Source organism: Puniceibacterium confluentis (assembly GCF_007923445.1).
GTDB classification, from domain to species: domain Bacteria; phylum Pseudomonadota; class Alphaproteobacteria; order Rhodobacterales; family Rhodobacteraceae; genus Puniceibacterium; species Puniceibacterium confluentis.
This window is the reverse complement of sequence record NZ_VOJI01000005.1, coordinates 113,027-134,366: the sequence shown is the minus strand read 5'-3', so window position 1 is coordinate 134,366 and position 21,340 is coordinate 113,027. Positions and strand designations below refer to the sequence as shown.

Genomic DNA, 21,340 nt, shown 5'->3' with positions numbered 1-21,340 from the left:
AAGGCGTTTTGCACCAGAATTTTCTGTGCTAGGACCGGGGCCAGAGCAGGGCACAAGTCCCGCATTGCGCAATCAAGGGTGAGCAGCATGACAGGCGGCAGGTCGCGACTATCTGTGATCGGGGCAGTTCTGGTGTTGGGCCTCGTTTCGGCCTGCGGTGACCGCACCGAGTCCACCGCTCTGGGGGGTGATCCCGCGCTCGAAAACTATACCGCCGAGCAGATCTATGAACGGGGCGAGTTCGAACTGAACCGCAACGATCCCACGCGGGCTGCCTTTTACTTTGGCGAGATCGAGCGGCTGTACCCTTATTCCGAGTGGGGCAAGCGCGCGCTGATCATGCAGGCGTTTTCCTATCACCGTGACAAGGACTACGAAAACAGCCGTTCTGCGGCTCAGCGGTATATCGATTTCTATCCGCTCGAGGACGATGCAGCCTATGCGCAATATCTGCTGGCCCTGTCTTATTATGACCAGATCGAGGAAGTCGGCCGCGATCAGGGCCTGACGTTCCAGGCGCTGCAAAGCCTGCGTACAGTGATCGAACGCTATCCGGACAGCGAATATGCCCGCTCGTCGGTTCTCAAGTTCGATCTGGCCTTTGACCACCTGGCCGGCAAGGAGATGGAAATCGGGCGCTACTATCTCAAGCGGCGCAACTATGCGGCTGCGGTCAATCGGTTCCGTGTGGTTGTCGAGGATTTCCAGACCACCACCCACACCGCCGAGGCCCTGCACCGTCTGGTCGAATCCTATCTTTCGCTGGGTCTGACCCAGGAGGCGCAGACCGCGGGAGCGATCCTGGGGTACAACTATCAATCGACGCAGTGGTACGATGACAGCTACAAGCTGCTCACCGGGCGTGGGCTCGAGCTGGAAGCGGCGGGCGACAGTTGGCTGGCCAAGATCTACCGGCAAATGATCAAGGGTCAGTGGCTTTAAGTCCGGGGCGGCCCGGGGCCGTTCGTAAGGGGGCGTTCCATGCTGCGCGCGCTTGAAATCCGCGACATGCTCATCATCGACCGGCTGGAACTTGCCTTTCAGCCGGGCCTGAACGTGCTGACCGGGGAAACCGGCGCGGGCAAGTCGATCCTGCTGGATTCGCTGGGGTTTGTGCTGGGCTGGCGCGGGCGCGCGGAACTGGTGCGCGCGGGGGCGGATCAGGGTGAGGTCACGGCCGTATTCGAGCTCGCACCCGAGCACGCGGCACGGGCGGTGCTGGAGGATGCCGGGCTTCCGGCGGGCAGCGAGCTGATCTTGCGCCGGGTCAATGCCGCCGACGGCCGCAAGACCGCCTGGGTCAATGACCGCCGCTGTTCAGGCGAGGTGCTGCGCGCCCTGTCGGAAACACTGGTCGAATTGCACGGCCAGCATGACGATCGCGGGTTGCTGAACCCGCGCGGGCACCGCACGCTGCTGGACAGCTATGCCGGACTCGAGGCGGCGCTGGATGCCACGCGGCAGGCCTGGACCCGGCGCACCAAGGCCACCCGGGCGCTGGACGCCGCCGAGGCCGCCCTTGACGCGGTGCGCGCCGAAGAGGATTTCCTGCGCCATGCGGTGGCCGAGATGGACTCGCTCGATCCGCAACCCGGCGAAGAAGCTCAGCTCGACGCACAGCGTCGCCACATGCAGGGCGCCGAGCGCATCCGCGAAGACATCAGTCGTGCCCGCGTCGCGCTTGCAAACGGCGCCGAGCAGGCGATGGGAGACGCCCTGCGCTGGCTGGATGGCGTGGCCCAGCAGGCCGAGGGCGCGCTTGAGGCGCCGCTGGCGGCGCTGGAACGCGCCATGGTCGAACTGGGCGAGGCGACGGCAGGGGTGGAAAGCTGTCTTGACGGGCTGTCGTTCGATCCCCATGCCCTCGAAGCCGCCGAAGAGCGGTTGTTTGCGATCCGGGCGCTGGCGCGCAAACATCAGGTGGCCCCGGACGAATTGGCGGAGTTTGCCGCCGGGCTGCACGGCAAACTGGCGGCGCTGGATCAGGGGGCCGAGGATCTGGCCGCCCTCAAGGCCGAGCTGCGCCGCGCAGAGGATGGGTATGATACGGCTGCCGCGGCGTTGTCCCTGGCCCGCCGCAGCGCGGCCGCACGGCTGGACGCTGCCGTCTCGGCCGAACTCGCGCCGCTGAAAATGGAGCGCGCGGTTTTCGAGACGGCACTGGACGAGGGGCCCGCCGGACCCGAAGGCCGCGATGTGGTGGCCTTTACCGTTGCCACCAACCCCGGTGCTCCGGCCGGGCCTCTGGGCAAGATCGCGTCGGGGGGCGAACTCAGCCGCTTTCTTCTTGCTCTAAAAGTCTGCCTGAGCAAGGAGCGCAACCGCGGCGTCACCATGATCTTTGACGAAATCGACCGGGGGGTCGGGGGCGCCACCGCCGATGCCGTCGGGCGGCGGCTGTCGGCGCTGGCGCAGGGCGGGCAGGTGCTGGTGGTGACCCATTCACCGCAGGTGGCAGCCCTTGGGGCACATCACTGGCGGGTGGAAAAGCGGATCGAGGCCGAGGTGACCACCTCGACGGTTGTGCCCCTGGACGCCGATCAGCGCGAAGCCGAGATTGCCCGTATGCTCGCTGGTGACATCGTGACCACCGAGGCGCGCGCCGCTGCTCGGGCCCTATTGGCGGGATAGCCCGGGGCTCCGGACAAGCTTGCCCGGGTTCAGGATGCCCTTGGGGTCCAGCGCCTGTTTCAGGGTGGTCATCACATCCCAACCGTCGCCGTGTTCGCGCTGCATGTAGTCCAGCTTGCCCAGACCGACACCATGTTCACCGGTTGCGGTACCGCCAAGGTCCAGCGCCCGCTCCACCATGCGGTGCGACAGTGCCTTTGCTTCGGCCAGATCCTCGGGGCGGGCGGGATCAACCAGCAGAACACTGTGAAAGTTGCCGTCTCCGACGTGGCCAAGGATCGGGCCGGGGATCGAGGCGCGCGACAGGTCTGCCTGGGTTTCCGTCACTGCCTGAGCCAGCCGCGAAATCGGCACGCAGATGTCGGTGACCAGGGCCCGCGCGCCGGGGCGGGATGCGAGTATGGCGTAATAGGCGTTGTGGCGCATCGCCCACAGCGCGCGACGGTCTTCTTCGCGGGTCGACCACTGAAACCCGCGGCCGTGATGTTCGGCGGCAATCTCGCCAAAGCGTTCAGAGTCCTGTTTGACGCTGTCCGGACTGCCGTGAAATTCAAGCATCAGATGCGGGCACTCCGGCAGGCTGGTCCCGGCATAGGCGTTGAAGGCGGCCGCCGTGGCGGCATCGACGAATTCGATCCGCGCCACCGGAATGCCCATCTGGATGGTGTCGAGCACCGCGTTCACCGCATCCTCGATCCCGGCAAAGGCGCAGACCCCGGCCGAGACCGCCTCGGGCACGCCATGCAGACGCAGGGTGAGTTCGGTGATCAGGCCCAATGTGCCTTCGGAGCCGACCATCAACCCGGTGAGATCATACCCGGCCGAAGATTTGCGCGCCCGCCCGCCGGTGCGGATGACACGGCCATCCGCCAGCACGACCTGCATCGCCAGGACATTGTCGCGCATCGTGCCATAGCGCACCGATGTTGTGCCGGAGGCGCCTGTCGCCGCCATCCCCCCAAGCGAGGCATTCGCTCCGGGATCGACCGAAAAAAACAACCCCGTCGCGCGCAGTTGCTGGTTCAGCGCTTCGCGGGTCACGCCGGGCTGCACCGCCACATCCATGTCTGCGGCGCGGATTTCCAACACCCTGTCCATCAACCTGAAGTCCACCACCACGCCGCCCGCGACCGCCAGCGCATGGCCTTCGAGCGAGGTGCCGGTGCCCCAGCCGGTGACGGGCACCCCGTGTTCGTGGCAGATCCGCAGGATCTGCTGCACCTCCTCGGTGGACTCGGGATAGGCCACCGCATCCGGCGGGGTCAGGGCAAAATATGACTCCGACCGGCCGTGCAGGTCCAGATCGGACTTGGACGTGCTGAGCCGTTGGCCTAGGAAAGTACCAAGGGCAGACAGGGCCTGGGGCTGGGGCATGAAACGACTCCGGTAAATCAGGCGTGATCCTAGCCCGGGTGTTGCACATGCGAAACCCTGATGACGGAGACGGTATGGCAACGGACCCTTTGGTCAGACGGCAGTGGAACGAGGCAAAGGCCAGCTGTGGGCGCGGCTGGCAATTGCTGCGGCACCGGGGGCCCGGACAGGTGCAGTTCTGGTTCATCGCCCTGGCCATCGGTATCGCTGCCGGCACCGCGGCGCTGCTGTTCCGCAAGGCGATCGAGGGTTTGCAGACCGCGCTCTACGGCACCGAGGATGTCAACCTTCTGGCCAGTTTCGCCGAGACACTGCCCTGGTATCTGGTGCTGCTGATCCCGGTGGCCGGGGGCCTTGTCGTCGGATTGATCGTGCATTTTTTCACGCCGGACGGTCGGGTGCGCGCGGTTGCGGATGTGATCGAAGGGGCCGCACTGTACAACGGCCGGGTGGAACGCAAGGCCGGCATCGCGTCGGTCCTTGCCTCCTGGATCACCCTGTCGACCGGGGGCTCGTCGGGGCGCGAAGGCCCGGTGGTGCACATGGCGGCGATGATCTCGAGCTGGGTCAGCAACCTGATCCGCGCGGATGGAATCACCGGGCGCGACCTGCTGGGCTGCGCCGTGGCCGCCGCCGTTTCAGCCTCGTTCAATGCCCCCATCGCCGGCGCACTGTTTGCGCTCGAGGTGGTGCTGCGGCACTTTGCCCTGCATGCCTTTGCGCCGATTGTGGTGGCATCGGCGGCCGGCACCGTGATCAACCGGCTGGCGTTTGGCGACGTGACCGAATTCCGTCTGCCCGGCACCACCGTCGTCGAGTTCTATCTCGAGCTTCCGGCCTTTCTGCTGCTCGGACTGGTCTGCGGACTTGTCGCGGTGATCACCATGCGCGGGATCTTCTGGGCCGACGATCTGGGCAGTCGGCTGCAACGTCGCCTGAGCCTGCCCAACCTGCTGCGCCCGGCCACCGCAGGGCTGCTGCTGGGCGCGCTGGCGATCTGGTTCCCGCACATCATCGGGGTCGGCTACGAGACGACCAGCCGCGCCCTGACCGGGGATCTGATCCTCTACGAAGCCATTGTGTTTGCGGTGCTCAAGGTCATGGCCGTTGCCATCACCTTTGCCGGGCGCATGGGCGGCGGCATATTCTCGCCCGCGCTGATGATCGGGGCGCTGACCGGCATGGCGTTCGGCCTGATTGCCACCGGGCTGTTCCCCGACCAGTCCGGGGCCTCGACGCTCTATGCTCTGGCCGGGATGGGGGCTGTGGCGGCGGCGGTTCTCGGGGCACCGATATCGACCACCTTGATCGTGTTCGAACTGACCGGAGACTGGCAGACCGGACTGGCGGTGATGGTGTCGGTGTCGCTGTCCACCAGCCTGGCCTCGCGTCTGGTGGACCGCTCGTTTTTCCTCACCCAGCTGGAGCGACGCAATGTCCATCTGGCGGCCGGGCCGCAGGCCTATCTGCTCAGGATGTTCCGGGTCAGCGGCGTGATGCGCAAAATGCAGGATCTGCCGCCGGAAGATCTTGAAGCCTGCGGCGAGATGGTGGCGCAGGGCCTGTTTGTCAACGCAACCTCGACACTGGACGTGGTGCTGCCTCTGTTCGACACGTCAGGTCGGCCGTTCCTGCCGGTGGTGGAGATTCACGGCGTCGAAAAGCGACCCGTGCTGCAGGGCGCCTTGTTCCACCTCGACGCGCTGAAGGCCTATAACCGGGCATTGGCGGCAACGGCTGCCGAAGAGCACAGCTGAGGCGCTGACAGCCCGCGCACGGCGCAGCCCGCACCGCCAGGCAGCACAGCGGTCACCACAGAGGCACCGCATGTCTGAAGCTGGGGTCCTGGCCGATGTACGCGGAGCGGAGGCGTACAGGCACCGCCCGCCAGCCTGGCGGGCAACACGGACATGATTTCTGCCGACCGGGCCGGGGTCAGATCTGTTCGACCATCACGCCGTCCTGGACGTGGAACGCCAGATACCCCTTGATTCCGGCCACATCCTGTTTGGGGTCTTCGTAACACCAGGCGGCGTTGGCATAGGTCCGGCTCTTGGACATGATCGAAAAATATGACGCCTGACCCACGTGCGGGTTGGCGGTGGTGTGATCCGTGCTGTCCAGCAGCGCCATGGCGATGTCCGACTTCGGAAAGTAAATCACGAAAGGAAGGTCGCCTTCGCTCAGTTCCAGCGCCGCATTGCTTTCGCCCAGCACCGCGCCGCCGGCGCGCACGACCCAGGTGCCCTCGGCGGGCCGGATGGTGATGTGTTTGCTCATCGTGTCTCTCCCAGAATTCCATTGTCATCAATCACCCGCGTAACGGGCGTGTGTCATCTCAGATCCGCCGCGCCGTCAGAGCGGCTCGGTCGCTGCCGTCAGCCAGTCCCGTGCCGCACCCTCGACCAGGGGGGCGATGCGTGCGCGACAGGTCGCGTGATAGGCATTCAGCCAGTCGGTCTCGGCTCTGCTCAGCATCTCCCTGACGATCAGCCGCCGGTCGATGGGGACGTAAGTCAGTGTCTCGAAGGACAGCATTTCCGGAACCGTCGCACCGGCCAGCGCCTCGGCCCGGGCCACCACAATCAGGTTCTCAATACGGATACCATAGGCGCCTTCGCGGTAAAAGCCCGGCTCGTTCGACAGGATCATGCCTTCGATCAGCGGCACGGTCCCGGTGCGGGCCAGCCGCTGCGGCCCCTCGTGTACACAGAGGTAACTGCCCACCCCGTGCCCGGTGCCATGGCCGTAATCCATCCCGGCCTCCCACAGCGGCACACGTGCCAGCGCATCCAGATCGCGCCCGGCAAGCCCCTGAGGCCAGCGCGCCCGGCTGATGGCGATCATGCCGCGCAGCACGCGGGTAAAGGCACGGGCCTCTTCCGCGCCCACCTGGCCCACTGCGACGGTGCGGGTGATGTCGGTGGTGCCGTCCACATACTGCCCGCCGGAATCCACCAGCAGCAGATGGCCGTCTTCGACCCGGGCGTTGGTCTTTTCCGTGACGCGGTAATGCACGATCGCGCCATGCGCCCCGGTGCCGCTGATCGTCTCGAAACTGATGTCGCGCAGCGCATTGGTCGCCCGGCGTTCCGCCTCGAGTGCGGTCACCACATCAATCTCGGTCAGGCTGCCGGGAGCCTGCGCGTCCAGCCAGGCCAGAAAACGCACCATCGCGGCGCCGTCGCGCAGATGCGCGGCGCGGCTGCCGGCGATCTCGGTTTCGTTCTTGGTGGCCTTGGGCAGCACGCAGGGGTCGGGCATTTCGATGACCTCGAGCCCGGCACCCGACAGGGTCTGCGCGACTGCCACCGGACAGCTGGCGGGATCAATCGCCACCGGGCCGCCAAGCGCTGCCAGCGCGGCGAGAAAGCTGTCCTGCGGGGCAACAGTCACCCGTGGCCCGAGATGCCCGTCCAGACCGCCCAGCTTGGCCGTGTCGATGAACAGCGTCACCGTGGCATCCGCATGCAACAGGCCAAAGCCATGCGCGACGGGATTGCGCGGTATGTCCGATCCGCGGATGTTCAACAGCCAGGCAAGCGAGTCCGGCAGGGTGATCACACAGGTTTCGGCCCGTCCCAAACCTTTGGCCAGTCTGGCAATCTTGTCGCCATGCGCTTCGCCGGCAAGCTCGATCGGATGCGCAAAAACCGCGCCGCAGGGCGGTGCAGGCTGATCCGTCCAGATCCGGTCGACCAGGTTGTCCACAGGGTCGAGCGTGACCGACGGCAGGGCGGCCCGCAGCGTGCGCAGCGGCTCGACGGCGTGCAGCCAGGGGTCGAACCCGACGCGCCCGCCGCCGGGCAGCGCCTTGCCGATCCACTCTGCCAACCCGACCTCGGGCCAGTTCACCGGTGTGAACGCCTCGTCGACCTGTGTCCTGACCTGAACCCGGTAGCGACTGTCGACAAAGACGCCGGCCGTTTCGTGCAGCGCCACGCAATATCCGGCGGATCCGGTGAAACCGGTCAGCCAGGCCAGCCGGTCGTCACGCGGGGCCACATATTCGCCCTGATGCGCATCGGCGCGCGGCACGATGAATCCGTCCAGATTTTCGGCCCTCAGCACCGCGCGCAGCGCCTCAAGCCGTGCCGGGCCCTGCGCGGGGGATGCGGTTTCGACAAAATTCTGGAACATGGCGTCTCCCGTCTCTGCGCCGCAGAATACCGCTTTCCGGACAGTCTGCCAGTGCAACCTTTGGCCACAGGCCGATGATCGACCCCGCGGTCCGCCGGGCCCTGTCATGACTTCGCCAAGTGGCCGGGAAAATGGTCGCCGCAACCACCGCTGCCGCGCCCTTGGACCTGCTTAGGGCAGAAATATTCCGGGGGAGTCGCGCGCAGGGGCGTCGGAGCCAGCGCCCTCATCCGCCGCCCGCCCGGGGCGCAATGCCAGATCACCGTCAGTCAGCGCAGCCGTGCCGCAACCCGGTCAGGAAGCGCGCTTGAGTCCCATAACCCGGGCCCGGGCCCGCGGATCGGAATCAAACAGCGACGCCAGTTGTTCGGTCATCGCCCCGGCAAGCTGTTCGACATCGGTGATCGTCACTGCCCGGTTGTAGTAGCGCGTCACGTCATGGCCGATGCCGATGGCGAGCAGTTCGACCTGACGACGCCGCTCGACCATGGCGATCACATCGCGCAGGTGCTTCTCCAGAAAGTTGGCCGGATTGACCGACAGCGTCGAATCATCCACGGGCGCACCGTCTGAAATCACCATCAGAATCTTGCGCGCCTCGGGGCGGTGCACCATGCGACGGTGCGCCCATTCCAGCGCCTCGCCGTCGATGTTTTCCTTCAGCAGGCCCTCTTTCATCATCAGACCCAGGTTGGCGCGCGTCCGCCGCCAGGGCGCATCCGCGGCCTTGTAGATGATATGGCGCAGGTCATTCAGCCGCCCGGGCTGCTGTTCGCGCCCGGCGCCAAGCCATTTCTCGCGCGCCATGCCGCCTTTCCAGGCCTTGGTGGTAAAGCCCAGGATCTCGACCTTGACGTTGCAGCGCTCGAGCGTGCGGGCCAGAACGTCGGCGCAGATCGCAGCGATCGAGATCGGTCGACCGCGCATCGAGCCCGAGTTGTCGAGCAGCAGCGTCACCACCGTGTCGCGGAATTCGGTGTCCTTCTCGATCTTGAAGGACAGCGGCGTCGTCGGACTGACCACCACCCGCGCCAGACGTCCCGCGTCGAGCATGCCTTCTTCCAGATCGAATTCCCACGACCGGTTCTGCTGCGCCTGGAGGCGGCGCTGCAACTTGTTGGCGAGACGGCTCACCGCACCCTTCAGCGGTTCGAGCTGCTGGTCGAGATAGGCGCGCAGGCGTTCCAGTTCGACCGGCTCGGCCAGATCCTCGGCCTTGATCTCTTCGTCGTGCGCGCTGTCATAAACGGTGTAATTCGGGTCGGCGTCGGAAACCGGCTGCGGGGCAGGGGGCTCCATCGGAGCTTCGCCTTCGGGCATCTCGGCCTCGTCGCCCAGTTCCTGATCCGCAAGTTCGTCCATCGAAACCTGCGCCTGGCTGCTGTCCTGCGTCTCGTCCTGCGACGATTCGGGGCTGCTCTCGGAATCTTCCTCGCCGTCCTCGTCGTCGCCGGTGCTGTCGGGATCCTGCTCTTCCTCGCCGCCGTCTTCGGCCTGATCGTCCGAGTCGTCGTTCATGTCGTCCGGATCATCGCCCAGCTGGTCGCCGTATCCGAGGTCGGAAATGATCTTGCGGGAGAATTTGGCAAATTCCCCCTGATCGGCCAGCTTGTCCTGCAACCCGTCCAGTGTTCCGCCGGCCTGATCCTCGATAAAGCCGCGCCACAGGTCCATGACGTTCTGCGCGCCCGGCGGCAGGGCCCGACCGGTCGCCAGATGCCGGATCAGATAGCCTGCGCCGACCGCCAGCGGCACATCGGATGCCTGCTTTACCTGATCGTATCCGCGCCGGGCGGCCTCGTGGCTGATCTTCACGTCGATGTTGCCGGCGGTGCCGGGCATGTCCCGTGCGCCCATCGCCTCGCAGCGGGCCGTCTCCATCGCTTCGTAAAGCTCGCGCGCCATGTCGCCCGGAGGAGCATAGCGGCTGTGGGTGGCTGTGTCGTGATACCGACGATAGAGCGCGAGGGCATCCGCCGTGCCGCGCGCCAGCAAGACTTCATCCCGGGTCATGCGGCGCGACACCTGCGGCAGGCGCATCGCGTCGCCGGACACGCCCGAAGGGTCGACCGAATAGCTGACCGTCAGGTCGCGGTCGTGGGCCATGACCTTGGTCGCCTCGGCAAGGGCTTTCTTGAAGGGATCTGCGGGGTTGTCGGAATGCTGAGCCATACCCAGACTAATTGGACATCCCACCGAGTTTGACAAGGGCAGATCTGTGCCGCGCCGTGCTTGTCGGCCGTGGCAGGGCACCGTAGTCTGCGCGCGACCGGAACCGAAGGCCGCGCCACATGCACTCACTTTACCTCCCGCAGCACGACGCCTTGGTGCATTGGCACGATCTCGCCGGGACCGGCCTGCCGCTGGTGTGTCTGCCTGCGCTCAGCTTTGCGGCGGCGGCGAATTTCCTGGATGTGGTCTGTGATCCGGCGCTTGCCGATGCGCGGCGGATCCTGATCGATCTGCCGGGGTCGGGTTTCAGCGAGGCGGCACAGGATTTCGACCATACCCCGCGTGCGCATGCCGCTGTTGTCGCCAGGGTGCTGGATCACCTGAAGCCGGGGCCCTGCGTTCTGTTCGGGCATTCGATGGGCGGGTCCGTCGCCATGGCGCTGGCCGCCGCGCGGCCGGACCTGGTGCATCACCTTGTGGTGGCCGAGGGCAACCTGCGCCCCGGGGGCGGTGCCGCGTCGCGAGGCATCGCACAGCAGGACGGCGCGGCCTATCCGGCCGGTGGCTATCCGGCGCAAATGCACGACATCCGCGCCAAAGCGATCAGCGGCCAGCCGTTCTATGGATTCCTGCACGCGTCCTGGCGGCTGGCCGATCCGGGTGCGCTGCATGGAAATGCCAGCGGCCTGGTCGATCTGGACCCGGAGCTCGAGCAGAGCTTTCTGAATCTGGCCTGCCCCCGCACCTATCTTTACGGGGCAAAAAGTCTGGCCCGCAATGTCGGATCCGCGGATGTTCCCGAGCCGGAGCTGCTCCGCGCCCGGGGCGTTGGTACCGAGGTGATCCCCGACGCCGGTCATTTCATGACCCGTGACAACCCGGCGGCGGTCGCCCGGGTGCTGGCGCGTATCCTGGCGCAGCCCCAGGGGCACAGGTCATTTTAGCAGAACGTCTTCACACTCTGACAGATACAGCTCTGCGGCGCGGCTCGCCTGGCTCCGCAGTCGGTCGTCGCGCCCGAACGTGGCGAGATTGAGCAATCGGCTGTGCGCCATCTTTGCGTCGATCCGCCAGTTCAGCGCGTCACGCCCCGTGGCCCCGGGACCAAGGGCCGCTTCGAGCAGCACATCGAAGTCTCTGAGCGTCTCGCCGGTGCGTTCCGAAGCGGCGCCGTCGAAGCTCCACTGAAACTCCATCATCGCGGTCATGCGTCCGGCGCAGGTCGCAAACATCCGTGCCAGGTCGCCGGGCCTGTCGGGCAGGGCTGTGGCTGGCCCGGCCAGTACGGTGAACCAGATCAATGCGGCACAACGCGTACCGGAATATCGCGGCGCGGTCTCCATCATGGACACAGTGCACCACAAAAATGGCTCAAAAATTAAGCGGAATGAAAACTTTTTCGGAAAGTGCTACAAATGGTACTGATATCCCGCGTCTGCACGGAAAAACCCCGCCGGACGTGGCGGGGTTGCATGGTCGGGTTGTGCATCAGGGCAAGCGGCGACTGGTCGGGTCGCGATCAGCTCATGCTGAGGGACGCCGCACTTTCCGGCAGTTCCTCGTCAAAGCAGCGCTGATAGAACTCGGCCACGGTCTGACGCTCGAGTTCGTCACACTTGTTCAGGAAAGAGACGCGGAACGCATAGCCGAGATTGTGGAAAATTTCGGCATTCTGCGCCCAGGCGATGACCGTGCGTGGCGACATGACCGTCGAGAGGTCGCCGTTCATGAAGGCCGTCCGGGTCAGATCCGCCACCGTCACCATCTGGCGCAGGGTCTTGCGGCCCTTCTCGGTGTTGTAGTGCGGGTTCTTGGACAGCACGATGGCGGTCTCGGCGTCGATCGACAGGTAGTTCAGGGTCGCCACCAGCGACCAGCGGTCCATCTGGCCCTGGTTGATCTGCTGAGTGCCGTGATACAGGCCGGTTGTGTCGCCCAGGCCGACCGTGTTGGCGGTGGCGAAGATGCGGAAATACTTGTGCGGTGTCAGCACCTGGTTCTGGTCCAGCAGCGTCAGCTTGCCGTCGGTCTCGAGCACGCGCTGGATGACGAACATCACGTCGGCCCGGCCAGCGTCGTATTCGTCAAAGACGATGGCGCAGGGGTTGCGCAGGGCCCAGGGCAGGATGCCTTCCTGAAACTGAGTCGTCTGCTTGCCGTCCACCAGCTTGATCGCATCCTTGCCGATCAGGTCGATCCGGCTGATGTGCGAGTCCAGATTGACCCGGACAGCAGGCCAGTTCAGACGCGCCGCCACCTGTTCGATATGGGTCGATTTGCCGGTGCCGTGGTAGCCCTGGATCATCACCCGGCGGTTGTTGCGAAAGCCCGCGAGGATGGCCAGAGTGGTGTCGGGGTCGAACTTGTAGGTGCTGTCGATATCCGGCACCCGCTCGGTCCGGTCGGGAAAGCCGTGCACGATCATGTCGGTATCAATTCCGAAAACCTCGCGGACGTCGATTTCCTCGGTAGGTTTTGCGTTGATGTCGATTGTACCGTCAGCCATGGTGGAACCGTCCTTTAGCGTCGCGCGTTTTCGTCTCGTGCCCGTCGTGCAACATAACGCGCTGAGGGGCAAGGGGAAGCGCGCATGTTCGTTCGGGCCGCAGCCGAGTTGAAGCCGCCGAGTTGAACAGGTCCGCACCGGTATGGATACCCAAGAGCAGTTGGCAGCGGTGATTGCGCGCGTCGCCCTGGGCGACCGTCCTGCATTGCGCGTCCTGTACCAGGGCACCGCACCAAAGCTTTATGCCATCTGTTTGCGGATCTTGCCCGATCAGGACAGTGCCGAACGGGCGTTGCAGGAGGTGTATCAGGAAATCTGGAACTCGGCGGCGATGTCGCGTGCCAACAGGAGTTCTCCGATGACATGGATGATGGCGGTGGCCCGCACCGTCGCGACAGGTCACAGGCGTCGCCTGGGTGCGGCACCCTGTGACCAGCCTGACTGTGCCCCGGTCCTTGCCGATCTGAGCGTTCTTTCCGGGGCGCAGGCCAAGGCTCCGGGCATTGGTGGTCCGTTGGGCCTGTGCCTGCGGGAACAACAGGTCGCAGACGTCGACATGCTGCGGCAGGTCTGCCTTGACGGCTTGTCCTACAGCGATATTGCGGACACGATGGGAGTCGACCCCGCTGCTGTGCAAAGCAGGATGCGGCGCTGTTTCACGCAGTTGAGGGAGTGTCTGCGCCGATGACAGGCCGTTCGGATGACAGTGACCGCCCGCCGCCGGACCTTTCCGGAACAGACAGCGCCCTTTGCGCGGAATATGTGCTGAACCTGCTGTCTGATGACGAGGCGCGGGCCTTTGAACGTCGCCTGGAGAGGGAACCCGTCTTGCAGACGGAAGTGACCTACTGGGCCGAACATTTTGCCGACATTTCCGATTCCCTGCCCGAAGTCGCTCCGGCGGCTGCGGTTCTGCGCCGGATCGAGACAGAGATCTTCGGAACGGGACGGCAGACGCTGTGGCGCGCGTTGCTACCCTACCTGCTGGGGGCACTGGTTGCGGCTGCGCTCGCCTGGGTGGTCAATACCAAGGGCCTGCTGAACACCGCTCCCCCCGCGCCGGACCTGTACGCGGATCTTGTGGCCGCCGACAGCGGGCTGGCCCTGCAAGCACATTACGCGCCTGACACCGGAGTCCTGACGTTGCGCGGGCCTGTGGATGACCTGCCTCCGGGGCGGGTGTTGGTGGTCTGGGTCCATCCGGCCGACGGTGGGGGGCCTGTGGTCCTGGGGCCGCTGGAAACCGGAGTCCCGGGCACGCTTTACGTTCCGGAGGTCCTGTGGGGCGATTTGGCGGGTGCGACGCTCGTGATCTCGGATCTGGCGGCGGACGCGGCGACGGCATCCGCCCCGACAGGGCGGGAGCTGGCACGCGGAACTCTGACCCCGGGTTGACGGCAAAAAGGGCTTCACAGTGACGTGAACCGCGATTTTTACGCGACATCTGAAACTTGTGGGCACGGGGTGCCGTGGTTGCAACTGACCCAGCGATAAACGCCGGGGATGGAGGAATACCTGAATGACCCTGAAGACAACCCTTGCCGCGCTGCTGGTTTCCACAATCGCCACGGGCGCTTTCGCCGCCAACAAGATGGATGGCAACCCGATGGTTGGTGGCGCCGAAATGTTCGCCACAAAGAACATCGTCGAGAACGCCGTGAACTCGGCGGATCACACCACGCTGGTGGCCGCCGTGAAACAGGCCGGTCTGGTCGATACGCTGATGAGCGAAGGCCCCTTTACCGTGTTTGCGCCGACCAACGCGGCCTTTGACATGATCTCGAAGGATTCGCTCGGCGCGCTGATGATGGACGAGAACAAGGCGCAGCTTGCCACGATCCTGACCTGCCACGTGGTCGCAGCGAATGCCATGTCCGACGCCATCGCCGGCATGATCGCCGATGACGGTGGCGAGCATGACGTTGCCACCGTCGGCGGTTGCGTGCTGAAGGCCAAGATGACGGGCGGCAAGATCACCCTGACCGACGAACAGGGCCGCGTCGCCAATGTCACGATCGCGGATGTCAAACAGTCCAATGGCGTGATCCATGTCATCGACCGGGTGCTTCTGCCCGCGATGTAAGCTGCGAGTCTACACGCTCCGGTCGCGCGAATGTGCGGGCCTTGCTCTTGCCCCGGCAGGGGTGGGGCCGCCACATTGAGGCAAGAGAAAGGGAGGATCACATGAACCGACGCCTGTTCCTGTTCGCTACGGCTGCACTTGGCCTTGGTCGCGGGCCTGCAATGGCCGCCAGGACATTTGAAGTCACCCGCAGCGACGCCGAATGGAAAGCGATGCTGTCCGCGCTGGAATACAAGGTCATGCGCGAGGAAGGCACGGAACGCGCCTTTACCTCGCCGCTCAATGACGAGAAACGCCCCGGGACCTATGTGTGCCGGGGGTGTGATCTGGCGCTTTACGACTCGGACACAAAATTCGACAGCGGCACCGGCTGGCCCAGCTTCTTTGCCGCCAAAGCGGGCGCTGTCGGCAACAGGACCGACTGGTCGCTGTTCGGTGCCCGGACCGAAGAGCACTGTAGCCGCTGCGGATCGCACCTCGGCCACGTCTTTGACGACGGACCGGCCCCCACAGGCAAGCGACACTGCATCAACGGTGTCAGCCTGGTGTTCCGGCCTGCCTGACCCCCTGGGGTCTGTCGCCAGCAGCAGTCCAGCAATTGTGCCGGGCACCTACCCGGGTTGCCTCGACTGTCAGCGGCGGCACCCGGAGCCGGAAGTCACGAGTATGCGGCGCGCTCCTTCCCCGGAGCGCGCCTTTTTTCTGTGTTCCGACCGGCGGTTGTCAGGCGGCGTTCACACGGCGCTGCAGATGTGCCGGTGCGCGCAGCGGCAGGCCGACGGTCGTGGCCCGGTTCGGAACAGGGAGATACGGCGGTGCAAAGCGTAACCGCCCTGCGCCGGTGCACCCATCACTTGAAGTTCCGGCTGTCCTTGATCTGGTCCCAGGCCCAGACAACTTCCTGAAGCTGTTCTTCCTGCGACCGGTCCCCGCCGTTGATGTCCGGGTGCAGCACCTTGATCAATGTCTTGTAGGATTTGCGCACCTCAGCCTTGGTCCAGTGATCCTTGGCTTCGAGAATCTCGATCGCGCGACGCTCGGTCGGGGGCAGGCGGCGGGTTCCGGTGATCGACTTGCCCGGATTGCGGGTGGCGTTGTCACCCAGCACCTGATGCGGATCCTCGATCCCCAGCCGGGCCCAGGCGCGGGCCTCGGTGTCGCGGAAGTCCTTGGTCTTGCGCTCCCAGACCTTGTCAGAGGTCTCTTGCGCGTTCATTTCGGCCTCGGTCTTGCCGTGGAAGAAGTTCCACTTGAGGTTGTACTCGCGGACATGGTCCTTGCAGAACCAGAAATAGTCGTCGAGCACATCCGGGGCCTTGGGGGCACGGAACTTGCCCGGCTCGTCGCAGCCCTCGTGTTCGCACAGCCGCACAGAGGTCGTGCTCTCACCTGACATGCCGCGGCGTCCGCGCGGATTTTTCTTTTTCGAAGACGACACCGACATGTCGAAACCGAAGGGATCTGATTTGCTCATGGGAACACCTTTCCGACTCGGACGCCAAACACTAGACTATCCACCGACAGATGACAGAGGTTGAACCGGAAAAAATGACCAGAACTCAGGAAATCGAGACACGGCTGCGCGAGGCATTCGCACCGGAGGCGCTATTGGTGCGCGATGACAGCGAAAGCCACCGTGGCCATTCCGGGTTTCAGGAAGGCGGCGAAAGCCATTTTCACGTGGTGATCCGAAGCCCGGCCTTCGAGGGGCGGTCGCGGTTGCAGAACCACCGCGCGGTGCATTCCGCCCTGGGCACCGACCTGATGGGCCGCATTCACGCGCTGTCCCTCGATCTCGGGACCTGAGGCGGGCAGCGGGCTTCGGCGGGGTCAGCTGTTGCCGTCGGCGGGGTCCTTGTCTGTCACAGGCTGCAACCGCGCGGCGCGTGCGCGCAGGGCCGAAGTCAGATGCGACAGTTCTGCGGTTTTCCCGTCTTCGTTGTCCGGCGTCGCCGGGGGACCGGAAAAGCCGTCGCCAGAGGCCTCTGCCTCGGCAGGTGTGACCGTGCCGGAACCGTTGCTCCCGGTGTGCGTCTCAGGCTCCGGCGCCCCGGAACTCTTTCCCGACGATGGGACCGCCGCCACAGTGTCTGCCGTCTGATCCGGGTCGTGCTGCGACGCGCCGGGCGGCACCCTCGGCTGCCCGAGCCGCAGGCCCGCGGCGCCCAGACCCGCCGAACGTGGCACCGGACGTTCGGACACGTCCTCTTCGACCGCGGAGGAGGAGACAGGGGCGTCCAGCAATCTGGGCTGATGTGCGGCGACGTCGGCGTCGCGCGGGCGGCGGAACACCAGCAGGTTGCGCCACTGGGTCACCGATCCTGTCAGCCCGGATCGCTCGGAACTCGGCAGGGTTTCGGCCCGCTGGTATTCCCAGCCATCGGCAGCCATTTCGTTCATGACCAGTTCCAGTGCATGGGCAAACCGGGCTTCCGGACCTTTGACACCCTTGCCTTTCTCACCGCGCGCCGGGGCGGGTATCACCTTGTACTCGAAATTGTTCATGGGCTCGCAAACATGCCTATCCAGGGTTTTGGCGACCCTACACCGCAATCTGCGGGCCGCCAAGCAGTCGCAGGGCGCGGCAGGCTCGCCGCCGTCGCGGGTGGCACCCCGCAGATGCGGCTGCCATCCGTCCGAACCAGCAGCTTTGGCGGCGCCGTCGCGGGCGTTACAGCCCCAACTTGGCCGCGACGATCTGGTTGACTGCCGCCGGGTTGGCCTTGCCGCCGGTGGATTTCATCACCTGGCCCACGAACCAGCCCGCCAGTTTCGGATTGGCCTGCGCCTTTTCCACCTGCGCCGGGTTGGCGGCGATGACCGCGTCCACCGCCGCTTCGATCGCACCGGTGTCGGTGACCTGCTTCAGGCCGCGCGCCTCGACGATTTCGGCCGGATCGCCGCCGTCGCTGAACACGGTCTCGAACACGTCCTTGGCGATCTTGCCGTTGATGTCACCCGATTTGATCAGCGTAATCAGGCCCGCCAGCTGTTTCGGAGTGACCGGCGAGTCGCCGATATCCCGGTCGTCCTTCTTGAGCCGTCCGAACAGTTCGTTTATCACCCAGTTGGCCGACAGCTTGCCATCCGAGCACAGTCCGACGACCTCTTCGAAATACGCCGCATGCGCCGTGTCCGCCGTCAGCACCGAGGCGTCGTATTCGGACAGGCCGAAGTCCTGGACAAAGCGCGCCTTCTTGGCATCGGGCAATTCGGGCAGGCGGGCGGCGATGTCGTCGACCCAGGACTGCTCGATCTCGAGCGGCAGCAGGTCGGGGTCCGGGAAATAGCGGTAATCATGCGCTTCTTCCTTGGAGCGCATCGACCGGGTTTCGCCCTTGTCGGGATCGTAGAGCCGGGTCTCCTGATCAATGGCCCCGCCCGCCTCGAGGATGGCGATCTGGCGCTTTGCCTCGTAGTCGATGGCCTGCTGGATAAAGCGCATGGAGTTCATGTTCTTGATCTCGCACCGGGTGCCGAGATGGCCGAAGTCCTGCGTTTCCTGATACTTTTCGTACTGACCCGGACGGCAGACCGACACGTTGACGTCGGCCCGCAGGTTGCCGTTCTGCATGTTGCCGTCGCAGGTGCCCAGATAGCGCAGGATCTGGCGCAGTTTGACGACATAGGCGGCGGCCTCTTCGGGGCCACGGATGTCCGGACGGCTGACGATCTCCATCAGCGCGACGCCGGTGCGGTTGAGATCGACAAAGGACATGTTCGGGTCCATGTCGTGAATCGACTTGCCCGCATCCTGTTCGATATGGATGCGCTCGATCCGCACCCGCCGTGCGACACCCGGCTCCATGTCGACGATCACCTCGCCCTCACCCACGATCGGGTGGTAGAGCTGGCTGATCTGATAGCCCTGCGGCAGATCGGGATAGAAATAGTTCTTGCGGTCGAATGCACTGAAAAGGTTGATCTTTGCCTTCAGGCCCAGACCGGTGCGCACCGCCTGTTCGACGCAGTATTCGTTGATCACCGGCAGCATGCCGGGCATGGCGGCGTCCACAAAGGAGACGTTGGAATTGGGTTCGGCCCCGAATTTGGTCGACGCGCCCGAAAACAGCTTGGCCTGTGTCGCGATCTGGGCGTGGACTTCCATCCCGATCACCAGTTCCCAGTCGTATTTCGCCCCGGCGATGACCTTGGGTTTCGGGGAGTCGTAGCTCAGATCCAGCATACCTTGCGTCCTCGTGCCTGTGAACGACCCGGTCTTAGGCCAGAGGCCGCGCCGGGGCAAGGGGGGCGGCCCCTGCTGATCCGGGCGGACCGAGATTTTGGCGCGACGCGCAGGGGGAGGCGCACGCGCCGGGACGGGCTCAGTGGATGTGCAACCCGTCCGCCTCAAAGCTGATCTTGCGATTCCGGCGGATCTCGGGGGCAAAATGCTCGGCGAGGGTCGACAGGGCGCGGGCGCGGCCCCGGGCCACGGTCTCGGCGCAGCCACCCCGCGGCGCAGATCCGGCATATGGCAATGCTGCGGCCCAGACCATGGGGTGCACTTCGCACAGATGGTCGCGCACGATCCAGTCAAAGCAACCTGCAACCCTTGCGCGGCCACTGCCCGGAGCGGCAGCCCGGGCCAGTGTCAGCCCGGTGTGCGCGGCCAGAAGATTGACAGTGTGCTGATCCGGGCGGCGCGCCAGAATGTCGTGCAACCCTTCGACAAAAAGTTCGGAATCAAGGCGGCGGAACGTGCCGGGGTCAACCGCAAGGGCGTCAAAATGCACCCAGGCATAGGCGCCGGCCCCCCAGATGTCGCGCGTGCGCGCCGCCGTGCGGCGGGCCTGAAGCTCAAGCTGCTCGTAGCTGCCGAACCAGCGCGGCAGCATGTGGTTGCCCAGGCTGCGCATGTGGCGCGGGCTGCGCGGGTCAAGATCGATGACATCTTCATAGTCATCCGCAACCCGCAACGACGGGCGCATGTCTGCGGCCAGCAACGCACAGCGCGCGGCGGCCAGCGCCGGGGCGTCGAGTTCAAAGGCATCAAAGCCGTCAATGATCTGAGCGGCTGCGCGAAAGTGGCTGTGAAAGGCCGCCATGCGGGCGGCGGGGACTTCCTGGGTCCAGCCTTCGCCGCGCCAGGCCCAGCCGGTGTCGATATGTGCAAGCGCCACCACCAGCCCGACGCCATGATCGCCGGAATGTTCGGCCCAGATGTCTTCGAGCGCGGCAAGCGGCGCGTGGGCGCCGTGCACGTCCCCGCGGCGCACCGCATCGCGCGCGGCGTCCACCGCATCGGCCCGGGCGCCCAGGGCCAGCACGTCCGCCACCGGTGTGCCGCCGGGCGTGGTCACCCTGTGGCGGTCGAATGTCCGGATCAGGCGGGACAGTTCTTCCCACTGCTCCTGCCGCGCGAGAAACTGGCCCTGGGCAAAGTAACGTGCACGCTCGTGCTCTTCGGGCGTTCTGTCGCAGGTTTCGATTCTGAGGCTGGGCAACTGCGGCGCCGAATTGGCGGGGCGCGGTGCGGCCGGGGCGCGGGTGGCGAACACCGACCGCAGGGCCTCGACTCGGGGGCCAAGGTGGACGCTCAGTGAGCGCATCGGGGGGAGGAGATCTGTCATGCTCATGGGCAAAGAGTGCCGGGGCATTTGGGCTCAATCATGGCAAGGACGCAGCAAGGTAAGGCATTCTGCCGGCTTTCATGGGAAGAAATCCGCCGATTTGGGGGCACCGCCCGCCTGCGCCGGGACTCCGGGCGCCTTGATGCTTGCGCGATCGCGTCGATCCGGGGCAGGGTTTGCGCCATGCTGCGCCTCGCTGTCCTTCTCGCCCTGTCCGTCGCTCCGTTTTCAGGAGAGGCGGCGACGTCACTGGCGTTCCCGTCGCTGTCACCACAGGCCGTCACCGAGTCGCTGCGCCCGAACGCCCGCTCTGAAGTTTTGCCGACAGCCCGCTGGAGCCACCGAAGCCGGGGTCTGTTGTGGACCCGGGCGGCCGTTTCGGCGCTGCGCGGCCATGCCAGCACGCTGCCCCGGCAGGTGCCCCGCGATATCGACGCCTGGTGCCCGGGCTACAAGGCCGCCGACACGGTCCAGCGCGAGGCATTCTGGGTCGGGCTGGTGTCGGCGCTGGCCAAACACGAAAGCACCTACCGGCCGACGGCGGTGGGGGGCGGCGGACGCTGGTACGGCCTGCTGCAGATCTTTCCCGCCACGGCCCGCAGTTATGGCTGCCGGGCGCGCAGTGGCGAGGATCTGACCGAGGGGCCCGCCAATCTGTCCTGCGCCCTGCGGATCATGTCGCGCACCGTCGCCCGTGACGGCGTGGTGTCGCACGGAATGCGCGGTGTGGCCGCTGACTGGGGGCCGTTCCACAGTGAAAGCAAACGCGCCGACATGATGGCCTGGACCAAGGCCCAGACCTATTGCCAGCCGGTATTTGCCACCCGCCCAAAGGCGCGCCCCCTGAGCTATGGCAGCTAG

General features: G+C 65.4%; 20 protein-coding genes. 10 read left to right on the top strand and 10 right to left on the bottom strand.

Annotation, left to right across the window (positions count from 1 at the left end; genetic code table 11):
• The first annotated feature begins 87 nt into the window (after nt 1-87).
• Both FOY53_RS07790 and recN read left to right on the top strand, forming a co-directional pair.
• Nucleotides 88-942 (top strand): outer membrane protein assembly factor BamD, encoded by an 855-nt coding sequence (locus FOY53_RS07790; RefSeq protein WP_146587711.1) that lies wholly within the window; start codon nt 88-90, stop codon nt 940-942.
• A gap of 39 nt (nt 943-981) precedes the next feature.
• The gene (gene recN / locus FOY53_RS07785; RefSeq protein WP_146587463.1) at nt 982-2,631 is read left to right on the top strand and encodes a DNA repair protein RecN; all 1,650 of its coding nucleotides are present in this window, start codon (nt 982-984) and stop codon (nt 2,629-2,631) included.
• Here recN and FOY53_RS07780 read toward each other — a convergent pair.
• Complete coding sequence (locus FOY53_RS07780; protein ID WP_146587461.1) at nt 2,617-4,005, bottom strand: FAD-binding oxidoreductase; 1,389 nt, start codon at nt 4,003-4,005, stop codon at nt 2,617-2,619. The two genes, recN and FOY53_RS07780, sit on opposite strands and share 15 nt — an antisense overlap.
• 74 nt (nt 4,006-4,079) lie before the next feature.
• Between FOY53_RS07780 and FOY53_RS07775 the strand changes: the two genes are divergently transcribed.
• Nucleotides 4,080-5,762 (top strand): chloride channel protein, encoded by a 1,683-nt coding sequence (locus tag FOY53_RS07775; protein WP_146587459.1) that lies wholly within the window; start codon nt 4,080-4,082, stop codon nt 5,760-5,762.
• Nucleotides 5,763-5,940: 178 nt separating this feature from the next.
• On the opposite strand, the gene FOY53_RS07770 is transcribed toward FOY53_RS07775, so the two are convergent.
• From FOY53_RS07770 to cobT, 3 genes are all read right to left on the bottom strand, one after another.
• A complete protein-coding gene (locus tag FOY53_RS07770; RefSeq protein WP_146587458.1) occupies nt 5,941-6,285 on the bottom strand; it encodes a DUF427 domain-containing protein in 345 nt (114 codons plus the stop codon).
• A 75-nt stretch (nt 6,286-6,360) separates the two neighbouring features.
• Nucleotides 6,361-8,145, bottom strand: a complete 1,785-nt coding sequence (locus FOY53_RS07765) for an aminopeptidase P family protein (RefSeq protein ID WP_146587456.1) — start codon at nt 8,143-8,145, stop codon at nt 6,361-6,363.
• Between the two features lie 294 nt (nt 8,146-8,439).
• Nucleotides 8,440-10,317: a cobaltochelatase subunit CobT gene (gene cobT / locus FOY53_RS07760; RefSeq protein WP_146587454.1), complete on the bottom strand. Its 1,878-nt coding sequence runs from the start codon at nt 10,315-10,317 to the stop codon at nt 8,440-8,442.
• Nucleotides 10,318-10,436: 119 nt separating this feature from the next.
• Here cobT and FOY53_RS07755 point away from each other — a divergent pair, with 119 nt between their 5' ends.
• Nucleotides 10,437-11,261, top strand: a complete 825-nt coding sequence (locus FOY53_RS07755) for an alpha/beta fold hydrolase (protein WP_146587452.1) — start codon at nt 10,437-10,439, stop codon at nt 11,259-11,261.
• Here the strand turns inward: FOY53_RS07755 and FOY53_RS07750 are convergent.
• Entirely contained in the window at nt 11,253-11,663 is a 411-nt protein-coding gene (locus FOY53_RS07750; RefSeq protein ID WP_146587450.1) for a hypothetical protein, read from the bottom strand. The two genes, FOY53_RS07755 and FOY53_RS07750, sit on opposite strands and share 9 nt — an antisense overlap.
• A gap of 173 nt (nt 11,664-11,836) precedes the next feature.
• Nucleotides 11,837-12,823 (bottom strand): cobaltochelatase subunit CobS, encoded by a 987-nt coding sequence (gene cobS / locus FOY53_RS07745; protein WP_146587448.1) that lies wholly within the window; start codon nt 12,821-12,823, stop codon nt 11,837-11,839.
• Between the two features lie 142 nt (nt 12,824-12,965).
• On the opposite strand from cobS, the gene FOY53_RS07740 reads away from it, so the two are divergent.
• The 4 genes from FOY53_RS07740 (at nt 12,966) to msrB (ending at nt 15,469) form a co-directional block, all read left to right on the top strand.
• A complete protein-coding gene (locus tag FOY53_RS07740) occupies nt 12,966-13,511 on the top strand; it encodes a sigma factor (RefSeq protein ID WP_146587446.1) in 546 nt (181 codons plus the stop codon).
• Nucleotides 13,508-14,218 carry an anti-sigma factor gene (locus tag FOY53_RS07735; protein WP_146587444.1) on the top strand — a complete coding sequence of 237 codons (711 nt, stop codon included), beginning with the start codon at nt 13,508-13,510 and terminating at the stop codon, nt 14,216-14,218. The genes FOY53_RS07740 and FOY53_RS07735 overlap by 4 nt, the downstream gene beginning before the upstream one ends.
• A 124-nt stretch (nt 14,219-14,342) precedes the next feature.
• Nucleotides 14,343-14,906, top strand: coding sequence for a fasciclin domain-containing protein (locus FOY53_RS07730; protein WP_146587442.1), 564 nt, complete (start codon nt 14,343-14,345; stop codon nt 14,904-14,906).
• 101 nt (nt 14,907-15,007) lie between these two features.
• Nucleotides 15,008-15,469: a peptide-methionine (R)-S-oxide reductase MsrB gene (gene msrB, locus FOY53_RS07725; RefSeq protein WP_146587440.1), complete on the top strand. Its 462-nt coding sequence runs from the start codon at nt 15,008-15,010 to the stop codon at nt 15,467-15,469.
• Between the two features lie 287 nt (nt 15,470-15,756).
• On the opposite strand, the gene FOY53_RS07720 is transcribed toward msrB, so the two are convergent.
• A complete protein-coding gene (locus FOY53_RS07720; protein ID WP_146587438.1) occupies nt 15,757-16,380 on the bottom strand; it encodes a J domain-containing protein in 624 nt (207 codons plus the stop codon).
• Between the two features lie 74 nt (nt 16,381-16,454).
• On the opposite strand from FOY53_RS07720, the gene FOY53_RS07715 reads away from it, so the two are divergent.
• A complete protein-coding gene (locus FOY53_RS07715; RefSeq protein ID WP_146587436.1) occupies nt 16,455-16,712 on the top strand; it encodes a BolA family protein in 258 nt (85 codons plus the stop codon).
• 24 nt (nt 16,713-16,736) lie between these two features.
• On the opposite strand, the gene FOY53_RS24055 is transcribed toward FOY53_RS07715, so the two are convergent.
• The 3 genes from FOY53_RS24055 to FOY53_RS07700 all read right to left on the bottom strand — a co-directional run bounded on the left by FOY53_RS24055 (nt 16,737) and on the right by FOY53_RS07700 (nt 20,479).
• Nucleotides 16,737-17,411, bottom strand: a complete 675-nt coding sequence (locus tag FOY53_RS24055) for a DUF4177 domain-containing protein (protein ID WP_342783965.1) — start codon at nt 17,409-17,411, stop codon at nt 16,737-16,739.
• 166 nt (nt 17,412-17,577) lie between these two features.
• Nucleotides 17,578-19,092, bottom strand: a complete 1,515-nt coding sequence (gene gatB / locus FOY53_RS07705; RefSeq protein WP_146587434.1) for an Asp-tRNA(Asn)/Glu-tRNA(Gln) amidotransferase subunit GatB — start codon at nt 19,090-19,092, stop codon at nt 17,578-17,580.
• Nucleotides 19,093-19,231: 139 nt separating this feature from the next.
• Nucleotides 19,232-20,479: a hypothetical protein gene (locus tag FOY53_RS07700; protein WP_146587432.1), complete on the bottom strand. Its 1,248-nt coding sequence runs from the start codon at nt 20,477-20,479 to the stop codon at nt 19,232-19,234.
• A 183-nt stretch (nt 20,480-20,662) separates the two neighbouring features.
• Between FOY53_RS07700 and FOY53_RS07695 the strand changes: the two genes are divergently transcribed.
• A complete protein-coding gene (locus FOY53_RS07695) occupies nt 20,663-21,340 on the top strand; it encodes a transglycosylase SLT domain-containing protein (protein WP_146587431.1) in 678 nt (225 codons plus the stop codon).

Coding starts and splice junctions, on each gene's coding strand:
- FOY53_RS07700 (WP_146587432.1), bottom strand. CDS start 20,479: ATGACAGATCTCCTCCCCCCGATGCGCTCACTGAGCGTCCACCTTGGC.
- FOY53_RS07790 (WP_146587711.1), top strand. CDS start 88: ATGACAGGCGGCAGGTCGCGACTATCTGTGATCGGGGCAGTTCTGGTG.
- FOY53_RS07740 (WP_146587446.1), top strand. CDS start 12,966: ATGGATACCCAAGAGCAGTTGGCAGCGGTGATTGCGCGCGTCGCCCTG.
- FOY53_RS07695 (WP_146587431.1), top strand. CDS start 20,663: ATGCTGCGCCTCGCTGTCCTTCTCGCCCTGTCCGTCGCTCCGTTTTCA.
- cobS (WP_146587448.1), bottom strand. CDS start 12,823: ATGGCTGACGGTACAATCGACATCAACGCAAAACCTACCGAGGAAATC.
- recN (WP_146587463.1), top strand. CDS start 982: ATGCTGCGCGCGCTTGAAATCCGCGACATGCTCATCATCGACCGGCTG.
- msrB (WP_146587440.1), top strand. CDS start 15,008: ATGAACCGACGCCTGTTCCTGTTCGCTACGGCTGCACTTGGCCTTGGT.
- FOY53_RS07715 (WP_146587436.1), top strand. CDS start 16,455: ATGACCAGAACTCAGGAAATCGAGACACGGCTGCGCGAGGCATTCGCA.
- cobT (WP_146587454.1), bottom strand. CDS start 10,317: ATGGCTCAGCATTCCGACAACCCCGCAGATCCCTTCAAGAAAGCCCTT.
- FOY53_RS07735 (WP_146587444.1), top strand. CDS start 13,508: ATGACAGGCCGTTCGGATGACAGTGACCGCCCGCCGCCGGACCTTTCC.
- FOY53_RS07720 (WP_146587438.1), bottom strand. CDS start 16,380: ATGAGCAAATCAGATCCCTTCGGTTTCGACATGTCGGTGTCGTCTTCG.
- FOY53_RS07770 (WP_146587458.1), bottom strand. CDS start 6,285: ATGAGCAAACACATCACCATCCGGCCCGCCGAGGGCACCTGGGTCGTG.
- FOY53_RS07775 (WP_146587459.1), top strand. CDS start 4,080: ATGGCAACGGACCCTTTGGTCAGACGGCAGTGGAACGAGGCAAAGGCC.
- gatB (WP_146587434.1), bottom strand. CDS start 19,092: ATGCTGGATCTGAGCTACGACTCCCCGAAACCCAAGGTCATCGCCGGG.
- FOY53_RS07780 (WP_146587461.1), bottom strand. CDS start 4,005: ATGCCCCAGCCCCAGGCCCTGTCTGCCCTTGGTACTTTCCTAGGCCAA.
- FOY53_RS07730 (WP_146587442.1), top strand. CDS start 14,343: ATGACCCTGAAGACAACCCTTGCCGCGCTGCTGGTTTCCACAATCGCC.
- FOY53_RS07765 (WP_146587456.1), bottom strand. CDS start 8,145: ATGTTCCAGAATTTTGTCGAAACCGCATCCCCCGCGCAGGGCCCGGCA.
- FOY53_RS07750 (WP_146587450.1), bottom strand. CDS start 11,663: ATGATGGAGACCGCGCCGCGATATTCCGGTACGCGTTGTGCCGCATTG.
- FOY53_RS24055 (WP_342783965.1), bottom strand. CDS start 17,411: ATGAACAATTTCGAGTACAAGGTGATACCCGCCCCGGCGCGCGGTGAG.
- FOY53_RS07755 (WP_146587452.1), top strand. CDS start 10,437: ATGCACTCACTTTACCTCCCGCAGCACGACGCCTTGGTGCATTGGCAC.